A 23,144-nucleotide genomic window follows, 5' to 3' on the forward strand; every position below is an offset into this window, starting at 1 on the left:
GGCGGCGAATCCCCAGGTGAGCACGGTTCGCGCGATGCGCGACGGTCACCCAGCGTGCCCGGAGCGAGACGCGGTCGGCACTCTGTGTCATGCAACGCTGTCCCGAGTTTCTCCGTCCTGCCGGACGGGGCGACGATGGAGCGGTGACGACCGCGCCTGACCCTGAAAGCAGGGGGTATCCGACCGACGAGACCTAGGAGCGATGTGTCCGCCGAGAGCACGCCGGAGCCCGGCATACCCGAATCCGTGGTGACCGGCCCCCGCAGAGGCAGGGGCAGCCGCCGCACGGCGCGCGGCAAGGGCCGCAGGGCCCTGCGCGTCACGGCCTGGACGGCCGCGGGCGTGGTCGCGCTGGGCGGCGTCGGCGCGGGGTACGTCTACTTCAAGCTCAACGGCAACATCAGGAGCGTCGACATCGACCAGGCCCTCGGCGCCGACCGGCCGGGCAAGGCCGGCAACGGCTCGGAGAACATCCTGGTCCTCGGCTCGGACACCCGCTCTGGCAGCAACCGGGCGCTGGGCGGGGGCGCCGACGACGGCAGTGCCCGCTCCGACACGGCGATGATCGTCCACGTCTACCAGGGGCACCGCAGGGCGTCCGTGGTCTCCGTGCCCCGCGACACCCTCATCGACCGGCCCGCCTGCACCGACACCAAGGGCGGCAGCCACCCGGCCGCCTCCGGTGTCATGTTCAACTCCGCGTACTCCACCGGCGGCGCCGCCTGCGCCGTGAAGACGGTCGAGTCGCTGACCGGCCTGCGGATGGACCACTACCTGGAGGTCGACTTCGCCGGCTTCCAGCGGCTCATCGACGACCTCGGCGGGGTCCCGGTCACCACGACCCGGGCCATCGCCGACCCGCAGAGCCACCTCGACCTCAAGGCCGGCACGCACACCCTGGACGGCCGGCAGGCCCTCGGCCTGGTGCGCACCCGGCACGGCGTCGGCGACGGCTCCGACCTCGGCCGCATCCAGCTCCAGCAGGCCTTCGTCAAGGCCCTGCTCGGCCAGGTCAGGGAGGTCGGCGTCCTCACCAGCCCCAAGAAGCTGTACGACCTCGCCGACACCGCGACCAAGACCGTCACCACCGACTCCGAACTCGGCTCGGTCAACGCCCTGGTCGACTTCGCGGACGGCCTCAAGGGCATCAGCTCCTCCCGGATGACGATGGTCACCATGCCGGTCCGGTACGACCCGGCCGATCCCAACCGGGTGCTCATGCAGAAGGACAAGGCCCAGCTCGTCTGGGACGCGCTGAAGAACGACCGGCGCATCCCGCGGGCCGCCACCCGGGGCACGGCCACCGGAGAGGCCAAGGGCGTCGTCAGCCCCTGAGGACGCGCGTGGCCGCTTTCGCGCGGAGCCCTCTGGAATAGAACAAGCGCACCCCCGGTTTGGGTGGATGGCCCCAGTCCTGGCAGACTGGTACGTCGGCTCCGGTTCACGCCTCCGCACCCCGCGAATGCGACCCGGCGCCCTCCCGAAACTAGGAGAACCCCTTGAAGCGCGACATCCACCCCGAGTACGTCGAGACGCAGGTCAGCTGCACCTGTGGCGCGTCGTTCACCACCCGTAGCACGATCTCCAGCGGCACCATCCGCGCCGAGGTCTGCTCCGAGTGCCACCCGTTCTACACGGGCAAGCAGAAGATCCTCGACACCGGTGGCCGTGTGGCCCGCTTCGAGGCCCGCTTCGGCAAGGCTGCCGCCGGCTCCAAGAAGTAGCGAGCCCCATTTCGCCGGTCCACGGTCGCGCCCCCAGCGGGGGTGTGCCCGGGACCGGCGTTTTTGGTCGCCCGCCAGCCGTTCACCCGCAGTACAGGAGCCGAAAGATGTTCGAGGCCGTCGAGGAGCTCGTCGCCGAGCACGCCGACCTGGAGAAGAAGCTCGCCGATCCGTCGGTCCACGCCGACCAGGCGAACGCGCGCAAGCTGAACAAGCGCTACGCCGAGCTGACCCCGATCGTCGCCACGTACCGCTCCTGGAAGCAGACCGGCGACGACATCGAGACCGCGCGCGAACTCGCCGCCGACGACCCCGACTTCGTCGCCGAGGTCAAGGAGCTGGAGAAGCAGCGCGAGGAGCAGACCGAGAAGCTGCGCCTGCTGCTCGTCCCGCGTGACCCGAGTGACGACAAGGACGTCATTCTGGAGATCAAGGCGGGCGCCGGTGGTGACGAGTCCGCGCTGTTCGCCGGTGACCTGCTGCGCATGTACCTGCGCTACGCCGAGCGCGTCGGCTGGAAGACCGAGATCATCGACGCCACCGAGTCCGAGCTGGGCGGCTACAAGGACGTCCAGGTCGCGGTGAAGGCACGCGGCCAGCTCGAACCGGGACAGGGCGTGTGGGCCCGGCTGAAGTACGAGGGCGGGGTGCACCGCGTGCAGCGGGTGCCCGCCACCGAGTCGCAGGGCCGCATCCACACCTCCGCCGCCGGTGTGCTCGTCACGCCCGAGGCGGAGGAGGTCGACGTCGAGATCAACCCGAACGACCTGCGCATCGACGTCTACCGGTCCTCGGGCCCGGGCGGCCAGTCCGTCAACACCACCGACTCCGCCGTGCGCATCACGCACCTGCCGACCGGTGTCGTCGCCTCCTGCCAGAACGAGAAGAGCCAGCTCCAGAACAAGGAGCAGGCCCTGCGCATCCTGCGCTCCAGGCTGCTCGCGGCGGCGCAGGAGGAGGCCGAGCGCGAGGCGGCGGACGCCCGCCGCAGCCAGGTCCGCACCGTCGACCGCTCCGAGAAGATCCGCACGTACAACTTCCCGGAGAACCGCATCTCGGACCACCGCGTCGGCTTCAAGGCGTACAACCTGGACCAGGTGCTGGACGGCGACCTCGCCGCCGTGATCCAGGCCTGTGTCGACGCCGACTCGGCGGCGAAGCTGGCGGCCGCGTAACCGGCACGTACGAGTTACCACGGAGGACTTGCGTGCAGCCAACACCCCGGGGACGCACCCCGAACACCCGCAGTCTGCTGCTCGCCGAGGTGGCCCAGGCCACCCAGCGGCTGGCCGACGCCGGCGTGCCCTCGCCGCGCACCGACGCGGAGGAGCTCGCCGCGTTCGTGCACGGCGTGAAGCGGGGCCAGCTGCACCTGGTGAAGGACTCCGACTTCGACGCCCGCTACTGGGAGGTCATCGCCCGGCGCGAGCAGCGTGAGCCGCTGCAGCACATCACCGGGCGGGCCTACTTCCGCTACCTGGAGCTCCAGGTGGGCCCGGGCGTCTTCGTGCCCCGGCCGGAGACCGAGTCGGTGGTCGGCTGGGCGATAGACGCGGTGCGCGCCATGGACGTCGTCGAGCCGTGCATCGTCGACCTGTGCACCGGCTCCGGAGCCATCGCTCTCGCCCTCGCCCAGGAGGTGCCGCGCTCGCGCGTGCACGCCGTGGAGCTGTCCGAGGACGCCCTGGTGTGGACCCGCAAGAACATGGCCGGGTCCCGGGTCGACCTGCGCCAGGGTGACGCCCTGGCCGCCTTCCCGGACCTCGACGGACAGGTCGACCTGGTCGTCTCCAACCCGCCGTACATCCCGCTCACCGAGTGGGAGTACGTCGCGCCCGAGGCCCGCGACTACGACCCGGAGCTCGCGCTGTTCTCCGGCGAGGACGGCCTCGACCTCATCCGCGGCATCGAGCGCACCGCGCACCGGCTGCTGCGCCCCGGCGGCGTCGTCGTCATCGAGCACGCCGACACCCAGGGCGGCCAGGTGCCGTGGATCTTCACCGAGGAGCGGGGCTGGGCCGACGCGGCCGACCACCCGGACCTCAACAACCGCCCCCGGTTCGCGACCGCGCGCAAGGCGCTGCCGTGACCGTCCCCACCACTTCCAGCCCGCAGTACGTGTACGAGGAGGCCCGCTAGACATGGCACGGCGATACGACACCAACGACGCGACCGACCGCGTGACGGGTCTGCGCGAGGCCGCGTCCGCCGTCCGCCGGGGCGAGCTGGTGGTGCTGCCGACCGACACCGTGTACGGCATCGGCGCCGACGCGTTCTCCTCCGAGGCGGTCGCCGACCTGCTCGCCGCCAAGGGCCGGGGCCGCAACATGCCCACCCCCGTCCTCATCGGCTCCCCGAACACGCTGCACGGCCTGGTCACCGACTTCTCCGAGATGGCCTGGGAACTCGTCGACGCGTTCTGGCCGGGCGCGCTGACGCTGGTCGCCCGCCACCAGCCGTCCCTGCAGTGGGACCTCGGGGACACCCGCGGCACGGTCGCCGTGCGCATGCCGCTGCACCCGGTCGCCATCGAGCTGCTCAACGAGGTCGGCCCGATGGCCGTGTCGTCCGCGAACCTCACCGGCCACCCCTCGCCGGAGACCTGCGACGCGGCCCAGGAGATGCTCGCCGACTCCGTCTCCGTCTACCTCGACGGCGGCCCCACCCCCGGCAACGTGCCGTCGTCCATCGTGGACGTCTCCGGCCGCGTCCCGGTGCTGCTGCGCGAGGGCGCGCTCTCCCCGGACGAGCTGCGCAAGGTCGTACCCGACCTCGAGGTGGCGAATTGACGGCCCCTGAGGCGGGGCGTGGCATAGGCAACGGGGAACATGCCGCGGAGATCACCACGACGTTCGTGGGGCTCCCGCGGGACTGCTTCCGCATCCTCCACGTCAGCACCGGCAACGTGTGCCGTTCGCCCATCACCGAGCGGCTGACCCGCCACTTCGTGGCGGAGCGGCTCGGTGTGCTCGGCGGCGGCCTGATCGTGGAGAGCGCGGGCACCTGGGGCCACGAGGGCGCGCCGATGGAGACCAACGCGGAGGCCGTGCTGGCCGAGTTCGGCGCGGACGCCGCCGGCTTCGTCGGCCGGGAACTGCTGGACGAGCACGTCATCATGGCCGACCTCGTGCTGACGGCCACCCGCGACCACCGCGCCCAGGTCATCTCCATGGGCCACTCGGCGGGCCTGCGCACCTTCACCCTCAAGGAGTTCACCCGGCTGGTGCGCGCCATAGACCCGGCCACGCTGCCGCCGCTGGAGGACGGTGTGGTCCAGCGCGCCCGCGCCCTCGTCCGCGCGGCCGCGGCCCTGCGCGGCTGGCTGCTGGCCCCGACCGCGGAGGCCGACGAGGTGTACGACCCGTACGGCGCGCCGCTGCCCTTCTTCCGCTCCATCGGGGACGAGATACGGGACGCGCTGGATCCCGTCGTCACCGCGCTGACGGGCGTGCCGGCCCGGATGTGAGGCCGTACCGGCGCGGCCGTCCGGCCGTACCGGAACCGCCCCGGAACGGGCGAAACGGTCGCGCGTCCCGCCGACCCGGGGCCTACATTGGACTCACGTCACCGTCGACCGCCCGGAGCCCGTCATGTCGGTCACACCCCTCCTCGAGACGGACGTCCTGCGGCGCCAGGACCCGGAGCTGGCCGAGATCCTGCGGGCGGAGCGGGAACGGCAGTCGACGACGCTGCAGCTGATCGCCGCGGAGAACTTCACGTCCCCGGCCGTGCTCGCCGCGCTGGGCTCGCCGCTCGCCAACAAGTACGCCGAGGGCTATCCCGGCGCCCGCCACCACGGCGGCTGCGAGCTGGTCGACGTCGCCGAACGCCTCGCCGTGGAGCGGGCCAAGGCGCTCTTCGGCGCCGAGCACGCCAATGTCCAGTCCCACTCGGGCTCCTCGGCCGTCCTGGCCGCCTACGCGGCCCTGCTGCGCCCCGGGGACACCGTCCTCGCCCTCGGGCTGCCCCACGGCGGCCACCTCACCCACGGCTCGCCCGCGAACTTCTCCGGCCGCTGGTTCGACTTCGTGGGGTACGGCGTCGACGCCGAGTCCGGTCTCGTCGACCACGACCAGGTGCGCCACCTCGCCCGCAACCACCGGCCCAAGGCCATCGTGTGCGGTTCGATCGCCTACCCCCGCCACATCGACCACGCCTTCTTCCGCGAGGTCGCCGACGAGGTGGGCGCCTACCTCATCGCCGACGCCGCGCACCCGATCGGACTGGTCGCCGGGGGAGCGGCGCCCAGCCCGGTGCCGTACGCCGACATCGTGTGCGCCACCACCCACAAGGTGCTGCGCGGGCCGCGGGGCGGGATGATCCTGTGCGGCGCCGAGCTGGCCGAACGGGTCGACCGGGCGGTGTTCCCGTTCACCCAGGGCGGCGCGCAGATGAACGCCGTCGCCGCGAAGGCCGTCGCGTTCGGCGAGGCGGCGACCCCGGCGTTCGCCGCGTACGCGCACCAGGTGGTCGCCAACGCCCGGGTGCTCGCCGGCCACCTGGCCGCCGAGGGGTTCACCGTCACCACCGGCGGCACCGACACCCACCTGATCACCACCGACCCGGCGCCGCTCGGCGTCGACGGGCGCACCGCGCGCGGCCGGCTGGCGGCCGCCGGGATCGTCCTGGACTGCTGCGCCCTGCCGCACGACGACGGCCGCGGGCTGCGCCTGGGGACGGCCGCGGTGACCACCCAGGGCATGGGGGAGCCGGAGATGGTGCGGATCGCCGCGCTGATGGCGGCCGTGCTGCGCGGCGACAGCGAACCGGCCGGGGCGCGGGCGGAGGTCCGCGAGCTGGCCGGTAGATTTCCCCCGTATCCCGGCTGAGCGAGGGTAGGCGCACGGGCGTACGCCCCGGCCGTGCACACCGGTGTGCCCAGCGGTGCGACCGACGAGCACAGCCACCCGTGCAACCATCGTCCGTACCCGGAAGTCCTCATCCATATGCATCCGTCGCTAGGGTGTGGGGCTGTGATGGCCAGCGAGACCTGTGGGGAAGCCCGTGCGTGAATACCTGCTGACGCTCTGCATCACGGCCGCGGTGACGTATCTGCTGACAGGGCCGGTACGCAAGTTCGCGATCGTGGCCGGAGCCATGCCGGAGATCCGGGCACGTGACGTGCACCGGGAGCCCACTCCGCGCCTCGGCGGTATCGCGATGTTCTTCGGACTGTGCGCGGGCCTGCTGGTCGCGGACCACCTCACGAACCTCAACGAGGTCTTCGCCAAGTCCAACGAGCCGCGCGCGCTGCTCTCCGGGGCGGCCCTGATCTGGCTGATCGGCGTCCTGGACGACAAGTTCGAGATCGACGCGCTGATCAAGCTGGGCGGCCAGATGATCGCCGCCGGCGTGATGGTCATGCAGGGTCTGACGATCCTGTGGCTGCCCATCCCGGGCGTCGGCAACGTGGCGCTGACCCAGTGGCAGGGCACCCTGCTGACGGTGGCGCTGGTCGTCATCACGATCAACGCCGTGAACTTCGTGGACGGTCTGGACGGCCTGGCGGCGGGCATGGTGTGCATCGCCGCGGCGGCGTTCTTCCTGTACTCGTACCGGATCTGGTACTCGTACGGCATCGAGGCCGCGGCCCCGGCGACGCTCTTCGCGGCGATCCTGATGGGCATGTGCCTGGGCTTCCTGCCGCACAACATGCACCCGGCGCGGATCTTCATGGGCGACTCGGGATCGATGCTCATCGGGCTGGTGCTGGCGGCGGGCGCGATCTCCATCACCGGTCAGGTGGACCCCGACGCGCTCGCCCTGTTCACGGGTTCGGAGAAGGCGGCCGTGCACCAGACGGTGCCGGTGTACATCCCGCTGCTGCTGCCGCTGACCATCATCGCCGTGCCGGCCGCCGACCTGGTGCTGGCGATCGTCAGGCGCACCTGGCGCGGCCAGTCGCCGTTCGCCGCGGACCGCGGCCACCTGCACCACCGCCTGCTGGAGATCGGCCACTCGCACAGCCGGGCCGTGCTGATCATGTACTTCTGGTCGGCCCTGATCGGTTTCGGTGCCCTCGCCTACTCGGTGAACTCGGCGTCGATGTGGATCGTGCTGGGCGTGGTCTTCCTGAGCGCGATCGGCCTGGTCCTGCTGCTCCTGCCCCGCTTCACCCCCCGGGTCCCCGTCTGGGCCCAGCACCTCGTGCCGCCGCGCTACCGCAGGCGTGGCGTGGTGGCGTCGCTCTCACCCGATGCCTCCACACCGGCGTCCATGACGGACCAGGCCGCGTCCGCCGACCCGGAGGAACGCTCCCCCGTGACTTCCGGACTCTCGAGCGTCAGCGGGGCCACTGCCATCGGATCCCGTTCACGTCTGACCGATCGGGGCAACGCCGGGACATCGAACTGAGCCACGATGTCCAGCCGTTTGGCCTTCGGTGACGCTCAGTGCCCCCACGTGGGGGCTGAGTGAGCAAGGTCACCACGCTGGGTGCTGGCGCGGTCACTCTCGATAAGTAAGATCATCCCCGATCATGCCGACATGGTTCTGACCAGACCTTTGTCGCGGTAAACGAAAATGGGGGTTGAAATGCGCAAGTCGCGTGGAATTTGGCGTGCCGCCGCTGTGGGCGGGGCGACTCTAGGTGTCGCTCTTCTCGCTTCCGCACCCGCCCAGGCAAGTGCACACAACTGCACCGAGGGCGGCAGCAACTGCATCATCGTCACCGGCTCAGGCCTCAAGGTCACCAGCATCGTGGGCAACTATTCCCCGGTGCCTGAGACGATGTCCGGGAAGATCGCCAAGCTGAGGATCACTCTCCCGGGGAAGCGCCCCAAGGTGTACTGGGAGAACGACAGCGTCCGTCAGGGCCATTCCGAGGACCACAACTGGGACTCGTACGCGAAGCGGTATCCCGACGGCACCAAGATCTGCACGGGTTGGAAGTGGACCGACGCGCTGGCCTGTGCCACCGTGCACGACTGATCCGCACCACTCACCGGACCGTATGCGGGGCGCTCGGATCGATTCGAGCGCCCCGTAGTCATGCCGCATGATGGCCGGGTCCGGATGTGCTCGTGGGGGCAGGGCCGGGGCCCTCCGTAGGTAAGAATCTGACTAGAGCATTGCCATCTCGTGGGGGAGCAAAGTCCCCCAATACCAGACAGATGGGCGCTGTTTTTGCACAGACGCGCACCGTCACTCTCATGTGTGACAGCAAGCACACCTGCCAGGTAAAGACCTCATCAAATAGTTTGTGATACGGTTCACGAGAACCCGGGGTAGAACCGAAGGACCGTAGTGCGACGGTCCCTTGGTGAGAGGTCTCGACTACTCGGCCCGGGACTACGCTCGTCCATGACGACACCTGCCCCCCTGTGAAAGCGGAGTTGCCGCCATGCCGTCCAATGACGCCCGGAATCTTCTGCAGATCGCTGTGCCCTCAGCGGCCGCCGGCGTGATCGCCGTCGCCGTGAGCGCCGCGGTCGCGGGGGGCAAGGGTGCGATCGGAGCGGCCGTCGGCGCGGTGATCGCCATCCTGTTCATGGGAATCGGCCTGTACGTGCTGCAGCGGACGGCGAAAACGCTCCCGCAGCTCTTCCAGGCCATGGGGCTGATGCTCTACATGGCACAGCTGCTGCTGCTCTTCATCTTCGTCGCCGTCTTCAAGGGCACCTCACTCTTCAACCCCAAGGCGTTCGCCTTGTCGCTGGTCGTCACGACCGTCGTGTGGATGGCCGCGCAGGCGCGCGCCCACATGAAGGCCAAGATCTTCTACGTCGACCCGGACTCCGAGAAGAGCGAGAAGCACGAGAAGACCGGACCGTCGTCGTGAGGGGTAGGGGCGGGATAAAGGCCTGTGAGATCTCCTGCTATCGTCCGGTGCCAACTGCGGCATCGCGGGCGCGGGCACCTGAGCTGACGCCTGCTCGATCGCGAGGCTCGATGCCCCCCAGCCGCGCCCACATCCGTAACACCAGTCCGGTGCCGATCCGCGGCCGTGCGCCGCGCCGACACAACGAGGTTGCCGTACCTATGCGTCACGCCGAAGGAGCCCGTGGTGAGTGCTGACCAGACCCAGCTCGCCTTTGACTGGAGTTGTCGGATCATGTCCGACAACGGGTGTGGCTTCCCGGCTCCGGGCCTGCACTCGTTCCTGTTCAAGCCGATGGCCACGGTCGGCGGCTTCGAGTTCAACAAGGTGATGCTGCTCGCGCTCGTCACCTCCGTGCTCGTCGTCGCGTTCTTCTGGGCGGCCTTCGGCAAGGCGAAGGTCATTCCCGGCAAGCTCCAGATGGTCGGCGAGGCCGGCTACGACTTCGTGCGCCGCGGCATCGTCTACGAGACGCTCGGCAAGCGCGAGGGCGAGAAGTGGGTGCCGTTCATGGTCTCCCTCTTCTTCTTCATCTGGCTGATGAACATCTGGTCGGTGATCCCGCTGGCCCAGTTCCCGGTCGCCTCGGTCATCGCCTTCCCGATGGTGCTGGCCCTGATCGTCTGGGTCCTGTGGGTCGGACTGACCTTCAAGCGCCACGGCTTCGTCGGGTTCTTCAAGAACATCACCGGCTACGACAAGTCGCTGGGCGCGGTGCTCCCGCTCGTCATGGTCATCGAGTTCTTCTCGAACCTGTTCGTCCGCCCGTTCACGCACGCGGTGCGACTCTTCGCCAACATGTTCGCCGGTCACCTGATGCTGGTGATGTTCACCGTCGCCTCCTGGTACCTGCTGAACAGCTGGATGATCCCGGCCGCCGGTGTCTCCTTCGTGATGACCATGGTCATGATCTGCTTCGAACTTTTCGTGCAGGCCGTCCAGGCGTACGTCTTCGTACTGCTGGCCTGCTCCTACATTCAGGGCGCTCTCGCCGAGCACCACTGAGCCTCGTCACACCCCCCAGCCGTCCGGTGGCCAATCCCCACCGGTCCGTAAAGAGAAGGAAGATTCAGCATGGCTGCCACTGAGACCCTCGCCGCTGTCTCCGGTTCCATCGGCTCCGTCGGTTACGGCCTCTCGGCCATCGGCCCCGGCATCGGCGTCGGCATCATCTTCGGCAACGGCACCCAGGCCCTCGCCCGTCAGCCCGAGGCGGCCGGCCTGATCCGCGCCAACCAGATCCTGGGCTTCGCCTTCTGTGAGGCGCTCGCCCTCATCGGCATCGTCATGCCGTTCGTGTTCGGTGTGAAGTAAGACCTCCATACCGACACGCATCGACGAAAGGCACTGATGTGATCGCCAACCTGGTACAGCTGGCGGCCGAGAAGGAGCAGAACCCGCTCATCCCGGCCGGCCCCGAGCTGCTCGTCGGCACCATCGCCTTCGCCATCGTGTTCTTCTTCTTCTGGAAGAAGCTGCTTCCGAACATCAACAAGGTTCTGGAGGAGCGTCGCGCGGCGATCGAAGGCGGTATCGAAGAGGCCGACGCCATGAAGGTCGAGGCCCAGAGCGTCCTTGAGCAGTACAAGGCACAGCTCGCCGAGGCCCGGCACGAGGCCGCGCGTCTGCGCCAGGAGGCGCAGGAGCAGGGTGCCACCCTCATCGCCGAGATGCGGGCCGAGGGCCAGCGGCAGCGCGAGGAGATCGTCGCCGCCGGTCACGCCCAGATCGAGGCCGACCGCAAGGCCGCCGCGGGCGCGCTCCGCCAGGACGTCGGCAAGCTCGCCACCGACCTGGCCGGCAAGCTCGTCGGCGAGTCCCTCGAGGACCACGCCCGCCAGAGCCGTGTGATCGACCGCTTCCTCGACGAGCTCGAGGAGAAGGCCGAGGCCGCCCGATGAACGGAGCGAGCCGCGAGGCCCTGGCAGCCGCGCGCGAGCGTCTCGACGCGCTGACGGACTCCACGTCCGTCGACGCGAGCACGCTCGCCGACGAGCTGGCGGCCGTCACCGCGCTGCTCGACCGCGAGGCCGGCCTGCGCCGGGTCCTCACCGACCCGGCGCAGTCCGGAGAGGCCAAGGCCCAGCTGGTGCAGCGCCTGATCGGCGGCCAGGTGAGCGGCGCCGCCGCCGACCTGGTGTCCGGCCTGGCCCGCTCCCGCTGGTCGCAGCCCCGCGACCTGGTGGACGCGCTGGAGGAGCTGGCGAACATCGCCGACCTCACCGTCGCGGAGAAGACCGGCACGCTCGACGACGTCGAGGACGAGCTGTTCCGGTTCGGCCGGATCGTCTCCTCCAACACCGGGCTGCGGGCCGCGCTGACCGACCGCGCGGCGAGCAGCTCCGCCAAGGTCGAGCTGCTGCACCGCCTCCTCGGCGGCCGGGCCAAGCCCGTCACCGAGCGCCTGGTGGTCCGCCTCGTCACCGCGCCGCGTGGACGTAGCCTGGAAGCGGGACTGGAGTCCCTGTCCAAGCTCGCCGCCGAGCGCCGGGACCGCCTGGTGGCGACCGTCACCTCCGCGGTGCCGCTGAGCGACCCGCAGAAGCGTCGTCTGGGCGATGCCCTGGCGAAGCTCTACGGCCGCCGGATGCACCTCAACCTGGACGTGGACCCCGACGTCATCGGCGGGATCCGGGTGCAGGTCGGCGACGAGGTCATCAACGGCTCCCTCGCGGACCGGCTGGACGACGCCGCCCGCCGCATGGCGAGCTAGCAGCAACACAAAAGAACGTACATACGGCCCTGGTTGGGCCGTGCAGAGGATTCACCTCGTTCAGGGGGGAGTCCCCATCCCCCCAAAGTGAAACTTCGGGCCCAACAAGGAGAGCAGGGAACCCAGATGGCGGAGCTCACGATCCGGCCGGAGGAGATCCGGGACGCGCTGGAGAACTTTGTCCAGTCGTACAAGCCGGACGCGGCCTCGCGCGAGGAGGTCGGTACGGTCACCGTCGCCGGCGACGGTATCGCCAAGATCGAGGGTCTGCCCTCGGCCATGGCGAACGAGCTGCTGAAGTTCGAGGACGGCTCCCTCGGTCTCGCGCTGAACCTGGAAGAGCGCGAGATCGGTGCCGTCGTCCTCGGTGAGTTCAGCGGCATCGAGGAGGGTCAGCCGGTCACCCGTACCGGTGAGGTCCTCTCCGTCGCGGTCGGCGAGGGCTACCTCGGCCGCGTCGTCGACCCGCTCGGCAACCCGATCGACGGCCTCGGCGAGATCGAGACGTCCGGCCGCCGCGCGCTCGAGCTGCAGGCCCCCACGGTCATGCAGCGCAAGTCGGTGCACGAGCCGATGGAGACGGGCTACAAGGCCGTCGACGCGATGACCCCGATCGGCCGTGGTCAGCGTCAGCTGATCATCGGTGACCGCCAGACCGGCAAGACCGCCCTGGCCGTCGACACGATCATCAACCAGCGCGACAACTGGCGCACCGGCGACCCGAAGAAGCAGGTCCGCTGCATCTACGTCGCCATCGGCCAGAAGGGCTCCACCATCGCCGGCGTGCGCCGCGCGCTGGAGGAGAACGGCGCCCTGGAGTACACGACCATCGTCGCCGCTCCGGCGTCCGACCCGGCCGGCTTCAAGTACCTGGCGCCGTACACCGGTTCGGCCATCGGTCAGCAGTGGATGTACGAGGGCAAGCACGTCCTCATCATCTTCGACGACCTGTCGAAGCAGGCCGACGCCTACCGTGCCGTGTCGCTGCTGCTGCGCCGCCCGCCGGGCCGTGAGGCCTACCCGGGTGACGTCTTCTACCTGCACTCCCGTCTGCTGGAGCGCTGCGCCAAGCTCTCCGACGACATGGGCGCCGGCTCGATGACCGGTCTGCCGATCGTCGAGACCAAGGCCAACGACGTCTCGGCGTTCATCCCGACCAACGTCATCTCCATCACCGACGGCCAGTGCTTCCTGGAGTCGGACCTGTTCAACGCCGGTCAGCGTCCCGCGCTGAACGTCGGTATCTCCGTCTCCCGAGTCGGTGGTTCCGCGCAGCACAAGGCGATGCGCCAGGTCTCCGGCCGGCTGCGCGTCGACCTCGCCCAGTTCCGCGAGCTGGAGGCGTTCGCCGCCTTCGGTTCCGACCTGGACGCGGCCTCGAAGCAGCAGCTGGAGCGCGGCCAGCGCATGGTCGAGCTGCTGAAGCAGGACCAGTACCAGCCGATGTCCACCGAGGACCAGGTCGTCTCCGTGTGGGCCGGCACCAACGGCCGCATGGACGACGTCCCGGTCGCCGACATCCGCCGCTTCGAGCGCGAGCTGCTGGATTACCTCCACCGCAAGGAGGCCGGTCTGCTCACCTCCATCCGCGAGGGCGCCAAGATGTCGAACGACACTATCCAGGCGATCGACGACGCGGTGGCGGAGTTCAAGAAGCAGTTCGAGACCTCGGACGGCAAGCTGCTCGGCGAGGACACTCCTGCCGCTGCCTCCAAGTGACGTAAGGAAGGGACCTGACTCATGGGAGCCCAGCTCCGGGTCTACAAGCGTCGCATCCGATCCGTCAGCGCGACCAAGAAGATCACCAAGGCGATGGAGATGATCGCCGCCTCGCGTGTCGTCAAGGCACAGCGCAAGGTGGCGGCCTCCACGCCGTACGCGCAGGAACTGACCCGCGCGGTCACGGCGGTCGGTACGGGTTCGAACACCAAGCACCCGCTCACCACGGAGGCGGAGAACCCGGCCCGTGCCGCGGTCCTGCTCCTCACGAGCGACCGCGGTCTGGCCGGTGCCTTCAACTCCAACGCCATCAAGGCGGCGGAGCAGCTGACCGAGCGCCTGGAGCGCGAGGGCAAGCAGGTGGACACGTACATCGTCGGCCGCCGTGGTGTCGCCCACTACAACTTCCGTGAGCGCAAGATCGCGGAGACGTTCACGGGCTTCACCGACGAACCCACGTACGCGGACGCCAAGAAGGTCGCGGCGCCCCTGATCGAGGCCATCGAGAAGGACACGGACGAGGGCGGCGTGGACGAGCTCCACATCGTCTACACCGAGTTCGTCTCGATGATGACGCAGACGGCGCTCGACGCCCGGCTGCTTCCGCTGCGCCTCGACGAGGTCGCGAAGGAGGCGAAGCCGCAGGGCGAGATCCTTCCGCTCTACGACTTCGAGCCGTCGGCGGAGGACGTCCTCGACGCCCTGCTGCCCCGCTACGTGGAGAGCCGGATCTACAACGCGCTGCTCCAGTCGGCCGCTTCGAAGCACGCCGCCACGCGGCGCGCGATGAAGTCGGCCACCGACAACGCGGGCGAGCTGATCAACACGCTCTCCCGTCTTGCCAACGCGGCCCGCCAGGCCGAAATCACCCAGGAAATCAGCGAGATCGTCGGTGGCGCCAGCGCCCTGGCCGACGCGACCGCGGGGAGTGACCGATAATGACCACCACTGTTGAGACCGCGACGGCTACGGGCCGCGTCGCCCGGGTCATCGGCCCGGTCGTCGACGTGGAGTTCCCCGTCGACGCGATGCCGGACATCTACAACGCCCTTCACGTCGAGGTGGCCGACCCGGCCAACGCCGGCGAGAAGAAGACGCTGACCCTCGAGGTCGCGCAGCACCTGGGTGACGGCCTGGTCCGCACCATCTCCATGCAGCCCACCGACGGTCTGGTCCGCCAGGCCGCCGTGACCGACACCGGCGACGGCATCACCGTCCCGGTCGGCGACTTCACCAAGGGCAAGGTGTTCAACACCCTCGGTGAGGTGCTGAACGTCGACGAGCAGTACGAGGGCGAGCGCTGGTCCATCCACCGCAAGGCGCCGAACTTCGACGAGCTCGAGTCGAAGACCGAGATGTTCGAGACCGGCGTCAAGGTCATCGACCTGCTGACCCCGTACGTCAAGGGCGGCAAGATCGGTCTGTTCGGCGGTGCCGGCGTCGGCAAGACGGTGCTCATCCAGGAGATGATCTACCGTGTCGCCAACAACCACGACGGTGTCTCCGTGTTCGCCGGTGTCGGTGAGCGCACCCGTGAGGGCAACGACCTGATCGAGGAGATGGCCGACTCGGGCGTCATCGACAAGACCGCCCTGGTCTTCGGTCAGATGGACGAGCCCCCGGGCACCCGTCTGCGCGTCGCGCTGGCCGGCCTCACCATGGCCGAGTACTTCCGCGACGTCCAGAAGCAGGACGTGCTGTTCTTCATCGACAACATCTTCCGCTTCACGCAGGCCGGTTCCGAGGTCTCCACGCTGCTCGGCCGTATGCCGTCCGCGGTGGGCTACCAGCCGAACCTGGCCGACGAGATGGGTCTCCTCCAGGAGCGCATCACGTCGACCCGCGGTCACTCGATCACCTCGATGCAGGCGATCTACGTCCCCGCCGACGACCTGACCGACCCGGCCCCGGCCACCACCTTCGCCCACCTCGACGCGACGACGGTGCTCTCCCGTCCGATCTCGGAGAAGGGCATCTACCCGGCCGTGGACCCGCTGGACTCGACGTCCCGGATCCTGGACCCGCGGTACATCGCCGCGGACCACTACAACGCGGCCATGCGCGTGAAGAACATCCTGCAGAAGTACAAGGACCTGCAGGACATCATCGCGATCCTCGGTATCGACGAGCTCGGCGAGGAGGACAAGCTCGTCGTCCACCGTGCCCGTCGCGTGGAGCGCTTCCTGTCCCAGAACACCCACGTCGCCAAGCAGTTCACCGGCGTGGACGGCTCGGACGTGCCGCTCGAGGAGTCGATCGCCGCGTTCAACGCGATCTGCGACGGTGAGTACGACCACTTCCCCGAGCAGGCGTTCTTCATGTGCGGTGGCATCGAGGACCTGAAGGCCAACGCCAAGGAGCTGGGCGTCTCCTGAGCCCCGTGCTCTCGGTGAGGGGGCGGGCGCGTCCCGCCCCCTCTGCCACGCCTACTAGAATTGACCCCAACACCCGGCACCCCCGCCGGGTGGTGACCCGAGGAGCCAACCTTGGCTGCTGAGCTGCACGTCGAGCTGGTCGCCGCCGACCGCCAGGTCTGGTCCGGAGAGGCCACCCTGGTCGTCGCGCGCACCACGTCCGGCGACATCGGCGTCATGCCCGGTCACCAGCCGCTGCTCGGTGTGCTGGAGTCGGGCCCGGTGACCATCCGTACGAGTGAAGGTGGAACGGTCGTCGCCGCGGTGCACGGCGGTTTCATCTCGTTCGCGGACAACAAGCTGTCCCTGCTGGCCGAGGTCGCCGAGCTGTCGGACGAGATCGATGTCCAGCGCACCGAGCGCGAGCTGGAACGCGCGAAGGCGGAGGACGACGCGGAGGCCCAGCGCCGGGCCGATGTCCGCCTGCGGGCGGCGACGGCGGCGCGTTGATCCACCGCGCCGTGTGATGATGTCACTCAGCCGCGGTCGGCCCGGAGCAATCCGGTGCCGACCGCGGCTGTGGCGAATGTGGGTGTCTTTTCCGTTCCATTACCTAGTTCGAGGCTAGTTCGAACGTGGTTCCACTACCTGGGAGACGAGGAGGTCGGTGCCGATGGTCCTCGCTCTGACTGTGTGCGGGATCGTGATCGCGCTCGTGGTGGTGGGGCTGTTCCTGTTCGGGCTGCGGCGCAGGCTGATCCAGCGGTCCGGCGGCACCTTCGACTGCTCCCTGCGCTGGGACGTGGCCGAGAAGCCGGACTCGGGCGGCAAGGGCTGGAGCTACGGCGTCGCCCGCTACAACGGCGACCGCATCGAGTGGTACCGCGTCTTCTCCTACGCGCTGCGCCCGCGCCGCACCCTGGAGCGCGCGGCGATCGAGGTGGCCGGCCGCCGGCTCCCCGAGGGCGAGGAGGAGCTGGCGCTGCTCTCCGACGCGGTGGTCCTCGCCTGCACCCACCGGGGCACGCGGCTGGAGCTCGCGATGAGCGAGGACGCGCTGACCGGTTTCCTCGCGTGGCTGGAGGCGGCTCCGCCCGGCCAGCGGGTGAACGTGGCGTAGCGGCGTCGGAACGACGGAAAGCGGCGTCAGGACGACGGAAACGAACCGCGGGCGGGCCCTTGGGGCCCGCCCGCGGCGGTCGTACTGCGGGACCGGCTAGCTCAGTCCGCTGTTGATGGCGCTCACCAGCTCACCGTTGCTGGTGTCACCGCTGAACTCCCAGAAGAACGCGCCGCCCAGGCCCTGGTTCTTGGCCCAGGTCATCTTGGAGGCGATGGTGGCGGGGGTGTCGTACGACCACCAGTTGCTGCCGCAGTGCGCGTAGGCCGTGCCCGCGACGGTGCCGTTGGCCGGGCAGGACGTCTTGAGCACCTTGTAGTCCTCGATGCCCTGCTCGTAGGTGCCCGCGGCCGGTCCGGTGGCGGTGCCGCCGGGGGCGTCCTGGGTGACGCCGGTCCAGCCGCGGCCGTAGAAGCCGATGCCGATGAGCAGCTTGCTCGCGGGAACGCCGGCCGCCTTGTACTTGGCCATCGCGTCGGCGGTGGTGAAGCCGTCCTTCGGGATGCCGGAGTACGAGGTGAGCGGGGAGTGCGGGGCCGTCGGGCCCTTGGCGTCCCAGGCGCCGAAGAAGTCGTACGTCATCACGTTGTACCAGTCGACGGACTGGGCGGCGCCCGCGTAGTCCGCGGCCTCGATCTTGCCGCCGGCCGAGCCATCGGCGGTGACCGCGGCGGTGACCAGGGCCTTGGAGCCGAACTTGGCGCGCAGCGCCGACATCACGTTCTTGAACGCGGCCGCACCGCTGGTGTCACAGGACAGACCGCAGGCGTTCGGGTACTCCCAGTCGATGTCGATGCCGTCGAACACGTCGGCCCAGCGCGGGTCCTCGACCAGGTTGTAGCAGGACTGGGCGAAGGCGGTCGGGTTGGCCGCCGCCTGCGCGAAGCCGCCGGACCAGGTCCAGCCGCCGAAGGACCAGATGACCTTGAGGTTGGGGTACTTGGCCTTCAGCTCGCGCAGCTGGTTGAAGTTGCCGCGCAGCGGCTGGTCCCAGGTGTCGGCCACGCCGCTGACCGACTGGTCCGCGGTGAACGCCTTGTCGTAGTCGGCGTAGGAGTCGCCGATGGCGCACTGGCCGTTGGTGACGTTGCCGAAGGCGTAGTTGATGTGGGTGATCTTCGCGGCGGAGCCGGACGTCACCAGGTTCTTGACGTTGTAGTTCCGGCCGTAGATGCCCCACTCGGTGAAGTAGCCGAGCTTGACCTTGTCACCGCCGGTGGGCGGGGGAGTGGTGCCGCCACCGGTGGTGTGCACCTTGACCGCGCCACTGACCGGACCGGTCTGGTCGGCGGTGTCGCGGGCCTGCACCGTGTAGGAGTAGTCGGTGCCGGCGGTCAGCCCCGAGTCCGTGTAGGACGTGCCGGTGACCGTGGCGACCTTGCTGCCGTCGCGCAGCACGTCGTAGTTCTTGACGCCCTTGTCGTCGGTGGCCGCGCTCCAGTTCAGCTTCACCGAGGTGTCGGTGATGCCGGAGGCGGTCGGGGTGCCGGGCGCGGAGGGTGCCGCGTCGCCCGGGACCGTCGTCCCGTCGCAGCTGTCGCCGTTCAGCTTGCAGTTGGACGGCGAGCCGGGGCCCGCGCCGTTGAAGCCGAAGGAGACGGAGGCGCCGGGGGCGAGGGTGCCGTTGTAGGACTTGTTCTTGGCGGTCCAGTGGGTGCCGGAGTTCGTGACGTCCGCGTCCCACGCGGAGGTCACGGAGGTGCCGGACGGGAAGTCCCACTCGACGGTCCAGGAACCGATGCTGCTGGTACCGGTGTTCTTGATGGTCCACTGACCGCCGAAGCCGGTTCCCCAGTCGCTGGTCTTGGCGAAGCTCGCGGTGGCGTTGGTCGCGGCCTGGGCGGGGCTCGCGAGACCGACCAGGCCGGCCAGGGGGAGCAACAGGGTCGCGAACCCTGCCGCGGCTCTGTGTCTGAAGCGCATGCTGCGCCTCCCTCTTCATCGGGGGTGTCAGGGGCATGACTGAGCCTTCACGCCCACGGTGCCGCGAGAATAGAAAGGTCTGGACCACAGGTCAATAGGTCTGGACCACTTGCCTGTTCGGCCGTCTTGATCGCCAACTCCCGCGTCGGGGCACCTTTTTGGACGCCGTCCCAGGCCGCGGCCGTACCCTGGCCGGGCGACGAGCCAGGGAGGACACATGAGCGAGGCGACACGCCCCGGGGCCGTTCTGGTCGTGGACGACGACGAGGCCATCCGGCGCTCACTGGACCGAGGGCTCAGGCTCAGCGGCTTCGAGGTCCGCACCGCCGACAGCGGCTCCGGGGCCCTGGCCGCCGTCCGGGACGCGGCCCCCGACGTCCTCGTGCTCGACGTGTCGATGCCCGGCATGAGCGGCATCGAGGTGTGCACCCGGCTCCGGGACGAGGGCCGGGACCTGCCCGTGCTGATGCTCTCCGCGCTCGACGAGACCGCCGACCGCATCGCGGGACTCCAGGCGGGCGGCGACGACTACCTGGTCAAGCCGTTCGCCCTGCAGGAACTGGTGCTGCGCCTGCGGGCCCTGCTGCGCCGCCGCCCGCCCACCGGCCGGGAGGTGCTGCGCGTCGCCGCCCTCGTGATCGACCCCGCCGCCCGCACCGCCGAGCGCGCCGGACGGCCGCTGGAGCTGACCCGCCGCGAGTTCGAACTGCTGGAGGTGCTCGCCCGCAATGCCGGACTCGTCCTAACCCGCGACCAGCTCCTGGAACGCGTGTGGGGCTACGACTTCGACGTGCGCACCGACGCCGTCGACACCTTCGTCAGCTATTTGCGGCGCAAACTGGAGGCCGGCGGACACCCCCGCCTGATCCACACGGTGCGGGGCGTCGGCTTCGTCCTGCGGGAGACCCCGTGAGGCTCTCCACCCGGATCGGCCTCGCCGTCGGCTGCACCGTCCCGCTCCTGGTCCTGGCCTCCGGCTGGCTGCTGCTCCACCTCGTCGCCCGGGACCTGCGCGGCGCCGAGGACCAGCAGCTGCGCCGGCGGGCGGCGGCCGTCGCACCCGACGCCCGGGCCCTGCTGCGGGCCGCCGCGAACAACCGGCCCAAGGCGGCCGACACCCGCGAACGGCAGCTCTACAGCGCCGCCCTCGACGTCGGCGTACGCGTCGTCACCCCCGGGGCGACCTTCAGCGGCGGCCCCCAACCCGGCCCCGCCGTACCCCTGCCGACGCGCACCGCCGGGCCGGTGACCGTGCACGCGGCCGGCCGCGACTGGCGCGCCCTGGCCCGGCCCGTGCGGACCGCCCGCGCCACCGGCACCCTGTGGGTGTTCGCACCCGACACCGCCGACCGCACCCGGCTCCAGCTCGTCCGGCGCCGGGTCCTGCTGACCGCGCTGCTCGCCGCCCCGCTGTCCGGACTGCTCGCCTGGGGCCTGGCCAGCGGCGCGAGCGCGCCCCTGCGCCGCCTGACCCGGCGCACCGCCGGACTCGACCCGCGCACCAGCACGGCCCGGCCGCCCGGGGAACACACCGGGGTGCGCGAGGTCGACGAACTGGCCGCCACCGTACGCACCGTCCTCGCCCGCTACGACGAACAGGCCGCGCGCACCGCCCAGGCCCTGGACACCGCCCGCTCCTTCTCCTCGGCCGCCGCGCACGAACTGCGCACCCCGCTCATGAGCATCGGCACCAACCTCGACATCCTCGCCACTCACCCCGGCCTGCCCGCCGCCGACCGCGGCGAGATCGTCACCGACCTGCGCCGCGAACACGCCCGGCTGCTCGGCCTGCTGGTGATGCTGCGCGAACTGGGCCGCGGCGACCTGGTCGACGCGGACGCCTTCGACGACGTCGACCTCGCGGACCTCGCCGACACCGCCGTCGCCGAGGCCAGGCGCCGCGCCCCGGACGCCGTGATCACCCTGGACGCGCCGCCCGGCCCCGCCGTGCACGGCTGGGAGGCCGGGCTGCGGCTGCTGCTCGACAACCTGCTCGCCAACGCCCTGGCCCACGGCCGGGACCCGGACGGCCGGGCCACCGTTGCGGTCCGCGTGCGCGCCGAGGCCGGGCAGGTGCTGATCACCGTGACCGACCGGGGCCCCGGGGTGCCGCCCGACGCCCGCGAGCGGATCTTCGAACGGTTCCGGCGGGGCCCGCACAGCCCCGGCTCCGGCCTCGGCCTCACCCTCGTCGCCCAGCAGGCGGCACTGCACCGGGGGAGCGCCCTGGTGACCGACGCGCCGGACGGCACCGGCGCCTGCTTCGAGATACGGCTCCCCTCGGGCGACGGCACCCCGCCCGACCGGCGGGACTGGCTGATCGGGACAGCCCGGGCCAACCGGTCACAGAGTTTCCCCAAAGACCGTTCCTAGCCTGCGTACCGGCGGACGGACGACAGGGCCGTCCAGGAACGGAACGGAGAGACGGATGAACGCACGACGAGGCACCCGCACGCTGCTCGCAGGGTTCGCCGCGGCGGCCGTGCTCGCGGGCACCACGGCCGCGGCCGCCGCCGACACGACCCCCGCGCCCGGCCCCACCGGGGACGGGGCCAAGGGCCTGTGCAAGCGGGTGCCGAAGCTCGACCGCCGGATCGGGCGCGCCCTGAAGCGGCTGGACGCGGGAGCCGGCCGGCGCGGCTCCGTGGCCCGGCTGCAGCGGCGCGTGGACAACGCGAAGCAGGCGGGCCACACCGAGATCGCCACCTTCCTCAAGGACCGGCTGGACTTCCGCAAGTCCCTGGTGACGAACCTGAAGCAGCGGCAGAAGGACCTGAACGACGTCCGGACCTGGTGCCGGGACAACGGCGCCGGCAAGGCGGCCGGATGATGCGGGCGCGCGCCGGGTGGGCGGCCCTGCCGGCGACGGCGCTGCTGGTCGCGCTCGTCGCGGGCTGCGCGCAGCACGACGGGGCCGCGCCGCGGGCGCCGTCCTCCGCCGCGCCCCCGGCCTCCGCCTCCACGTCCCGCGCGGGCACGTCCGCGGGCTACGCGGAGATGCGGAGGAAGGTCGAGGCGGCCGAGTCCGCGGCCGCGGCGGCCGACCGGGACGCGGCCGACGACGCGACCGGTGACCCGGCGGGCGCGGCGGGTACCGCGGCCGGCGGCACGGACCGCTGAGCGGGGCGTGACCGGCGGGAGGGGGCCGGGCGGGGGTGCCTCAGCGCTCGCCGCCCGGCACCCACAGCACGTCCCCGGTCTGCTTGTTGGCGATCCTGGCCAGGATGAACAGCAGGTCGGAGAGCCGGTTGAGGTAGGTCGCGGTGAGCGGGTTCATGTGGTCGCCGTGCACCTCGAGGGCCGCCCACGTGGAGCGCTCGGCGCGGCGCACGACCGTGCACGCCTGGTGCAGCAGGGCCGCGCCGGGCGTGCCACCGGGCAGGATGAAGGAGCGCAGCTTCTCCAGCCGCTCGTTGAAGCGGTCGCAGTCCGCCTCCAGCCGGTCGACGTAGAACTGCTCCACCCGCAGCGGCGGGAACTCCGGGTTCTCCACCACCGGCGTGGAGAGGTCCGCGCCCACGTCGAACAGGTCGTTCTGGACGCGGGTGAGGACCTCGACGACCTCCGCCTCCAGACCGCCCAGCGCGATCGCCGTGCCGAGGACCGCGTTGGCCTCGTTGGCGTCGGCGTACGCCGAGATCCGCAGATCGGTCTTGGCGACCCGGCTCATGTCCCCGAGGGCGGTGGTGCCCCGGTCGCCGGTCCTGGTGTAGATGCGCGTCAGATTGACCATGCGACCAGCGTAGTTACCCCCGCCCCGGCTGCACACGCC

Annotated in this window: 25 protein-coding genes; 23 read left to right on the forward strand and 2 right to left on the reverse strand. The window is 70.3% G+C overall.

All coding sequences use genetic code 11. The features are described 5' to 3' along the window. Positions 1-204 precede the first annotated feature (204 nt). The 19 genes from B446_RS25220 (at position 205) to B446_RS25310 (ending at position 17,449) form a co-directional block, all read left to right on the forward strand. The gene (locus tag B446_RS25220; RefSeq protein WP_020942260.1) at positions 205-1,335 is read left to right on the forward strand and encodes an LCP family protein; all 1,131 of its coding nucleotides are present in this window, start codon (positions 205-207) and stop codon (positions 1,333-1,335) included. Positions 1,336-1,499: 164 nt separating this feature from the next. Further along, a complete protein-coding gene (gene rpmE, locus B446_RS25225; protein WP_019753312.1) occupies positions 1,500-1,724 on the forward strand; it encodes a 50S ribosomal protein L31 in 225 nt (74 codons plus the stop codon). Between the two features lie 107 nt (positions 1,725-1,831). Further along, positions 1,832-2,899 carry a peptide chain release factor 1 gene (prfA, locus tag B446_RS25230; protein WP_020942261.1) on the forward strand — a complete coding sequence of 356 codons (1,068 nt, stop codon included), beginning with the start codon at positions 1,832-1,834 and terminating at the stop codon, positions 2,897-2,899. Between the two features lie 74 nt (positions 2,900-2,973). After that, positions 2,974-3,813 (forward strand): peptide chain release factor N(5)-glutamine methyltransferase, encoded by an 840-nt coding sequence (prmC, locus tag B446_RS25235; protein ID WP_043479079.1) that lies wholly within the window; start codon positions 2,974-2,976, stop codon positions 3,811-3,813. Between the two features lie 52 nt (positions 3,814-3,865). Further along, positions 3,866-4,513, forward strand: coding sequence for an L-threonylcarbamoyladenylate synthase (locus B446_RS25240; protein WP_020942263.1), 648 nt, complete (start codon positions 3,866-3,868; stop codon positions 4,511-4,513). Next, positions 4,510-5,190 carry a low molecular weight phosphatase family protein gene (locus tag B446_RS25245; protein ID WP_043476438.1) on the forward strand — a complete coding sequence of 227 codons (681 nt, stop codon included), beginning with the start codon at positions 4,510-4,512 and terminating at the stop codon, positions 5,188-5,190. The genes B446_RS25240 and B446_RS25245 overlap by 4 nt, the downstream gene beginning before the upstream one ends. 124 nt (positions 5,191-5,314) lie before the next feature. Continuing rightward, positions 5,315-6,553 carry a serine hydroxymethyltransferase gene (gene glyA / locus B446_RS25250; RefSeq protein WP_020942265.1) on the forward strand — a complete coding sequence of 413 codons (1,239 nt, stop codon included), beginning with the start codon at positions 5,315-5,317 and terminating at the stop codon, positions 6,551-6,553. A 175-nt stretch (positions 6,554-6,728) separates the two neighbouring features. Further along, positions 6,729-8,078, forward strand: a complete 1,350-nt coding sequence (locus B446_RS25255; protein WP_020942266.1) for an MraY family glycosyltransferase — start codon at positions 6,729-6,731, stop codon at positions 8,076-8,078. Positions 8,079-8,441: 363 nt separating this feature from the next. Beyond that, positions 8,442-8,654, forward strand: coding sequence for a hypothetical protein (locus B446_RS25260; protein WP_148305750.1), 213 nt, complete (start codon positions 8,442-8,444; stop codon positions 8,652-8,654). A gap of 412 nt (positions 8,655-9,066) precedes the next feature. After that, positions 9,067-9,504 (forward strand): hypothetical protein, encoded by a 438-nt coding sequence (locus B446_RS25265; protein ID WP_020942268.1) that lies wholly within the window; start codon positions 9,067-9,069, stop codon positions 9,502-9,504. A gap of 273 nt (positions 9,505-9,777) precedes the next feature. After that, positions 9,778-10,548, forward strand: coding sequence for a F0F1 ATP synthase subunit A (gene atpB / locus B446_RS25270; RefSeq protein WP_020942269.1), 771 nt, complete (start codon positions 9,778-9,780; stop codon positions 10,546-10,548). 69 nt (positions 10,549-10,617) lie between these two features. Next, on the forward strand, positions 10,618-10,857 hold the full coding sequence (locus tag B446_RS25275; protein ID WP_003992984.1) for an ATP synthase subunit C: 240 nt from the start codon (positions 10,618-10,620) through the stop codon (positions 10,855-10,857). Positions 10,858-10,895: 38 nt separating this feature from the next. Beyond that, complete coding sequence (locus B446_RS25280) at positions 10,896-11,444, forward strand: F0F1 ATP synthase subunit B (protein ID WP_020942270.1); 549 nt, start codon at positions 10,896-10,898, stop codon at positions 11,442-11,444. Further along, entirely contained in the window at positions 11,441-12,256 is an 816-nt protein-coding gene (locus B446_RS25285) for a F0F1 ATP synthase subunit delta (protein WP_020942271.1), read from the forward strand. Before B446_RS25280 ends, B446_RS25285 begins: the two co-directional genes overlap by 4 nt. Positions 12,257-12,382: 126 nt before the next feature. Beyond that, entirely contained in the window at positions 12,383-13,975 is a 1,593-nt protein-coding gene (atpA, locus tag B446_RS25290; protein ID WP_020942272.1) for a F0F1 ATP synthase subunit alpha, read from the forward strand. Between the two features lie 21 nt (positions 13,976-13,996). Next, on the forward strand, positions 13,997-14,914 hold the full coding sequence (locus B446_RS25295) for a F0F1 ATP synthase subunit gamma (protein ID WP_020942273.1): 918 nt from the start codon (positions 13,997-13,999) through the stop codon (positions 14,912-14,914). Further along, entirely contained in the window at positions 14,914-16,350 is a 1,437-nt protein-coding gene (gene atpD, locus B446_RS25300) for a F0F1 ATP synthase subunit beta (protein WP_020942274.1), read from the forward strand. Before B446_RS25295 ends, atpD begins: the two co-directional genes overlap by 1 nt. A gap of 111 nt (positions 16,351-16,461) precedes the next feature. Further along, positions 16,462-16,839: a F0F1 ATP synthase subunit epsilon gene (locus B446_RS25305; protein ID WP_020942275.1), complete on the forward strand. Its 378-nt coding sequence runs from the start codon at positions 16,462-16,464 to the stop codon at positions 16,837-16,839. 163 nt (positions 16,840-17,002) lie between these two features. Next, positions 17,003-17,449, forward strand: coding sequence for a DUF2550 domain-containing protein (locus B446_RS25310; RefSeq protein ID WP_043476442.1), 447 nt, complete (start codon positions 17,003-17,005; stop codon positions 17,447-17,449). A gap of 96 nt (positions 17,450-17,545) precedes the next feature. Here B446_RS25310 and B446_RS25315 read toward each other — a convergent pair whose 3' ends face one another. Next, positions 17,546-19,372, reverse strand: coding sequence for a glycoside hydrolase family 18 chitinase (locus B446_RS25315; RefSeq protein ID WP_020942277.1), 1,827 nt, complete (start codon positions 19,370-19,372; stop codon positions 17,546-17,548). Between the two features lie 217 nt (positions 19,373-19,589). On the opposite strand from B446_RS25315, the gene B446_RS25320 reads away from it, so the two are divergent. Genes B446_RS25320 through B446_RS25335 form a run of 4 tightly spaced genes read left to right on the forward strand, consistent with a single transcriptional unit; the run spans position 19,590 to position 22,492 of the window. Continuing rightward, positions 19,590-20,285, forward strand: coding sequence for a response regulator transcription factor (locus tag B446_RS25320; RefSeq protein ID WP_020942278.1), 696 nt, complete (start codon positions 19,590-19,592; stop codon positions 20,283-20,285). After that, a complete protein-coding gene (locus B446_RS25325; protein WP_020942279.1) occupies positions 20,282-21,745 on the forward strand; it encodes a sensor histidine kinase in 1,464 nt (487 codons plus the stop codon). Before B446_RS25320 ends, B446_RS25325 begins: the two co-directional genes overlap by 4 nt. A gap of 55 nt (positions 21,746-21,800) precedes the next feature. Further along, positions 21,801-22,202, forward strand: a complete 402-nt coding sequence (locus tag B446_RS25330) for a hypothetical protein (RefSeq protein WP_020942280.1) — start codon at positions 21,801-21,803, stop codon at positions 22,200-22,202. Further along, positions 22,199-22,492: a hypothetical protein gene (locus B446_RS25335; RefSeq protein ID WP_148305751.1), complete on the forward strand. Its 294-nt coding sequence runs from the start codon at positions 22,199-22,201 to the stop codon at positions 22,490-22,492. Before B446_RS25330 ends, B446_RS25335 begins: the two co-directional genes overlap by 4 nt. Before the next feature lie 40 nt (positions 22,493-22,532). Here B446_RS25335 and B446_RS25340 read toward each other — a convergent pair whose 3' ends face one another. Continuing rightward, positions 22,533-23,105 carry a cob(I)yrinic acid a,c-diamide adenosyltransferase gene (locus B446_RS25340; RefSeq protein WP_020942282.1) on the reverse strand — a complete coding sequence of 191 codons (573 nt, stop codon included), beginning with the start codon at positions 23,103-23,105 and terminating at the stop codon, positions 22,533-22,535. Between the last annotated feature and the right edge of the window lie 39 nt (positions 23,106-23,144).

Origin of the sequence: Streptomyces collinus Tu 365, from assembly GCF_000444875.1 — a bacterium.
GTDB lineage: Bacteria > Actinomycetota > Actinomycetes > Streptomycetales > Streptomycetaceae > Streptomyces > Streptomyces collinus_A.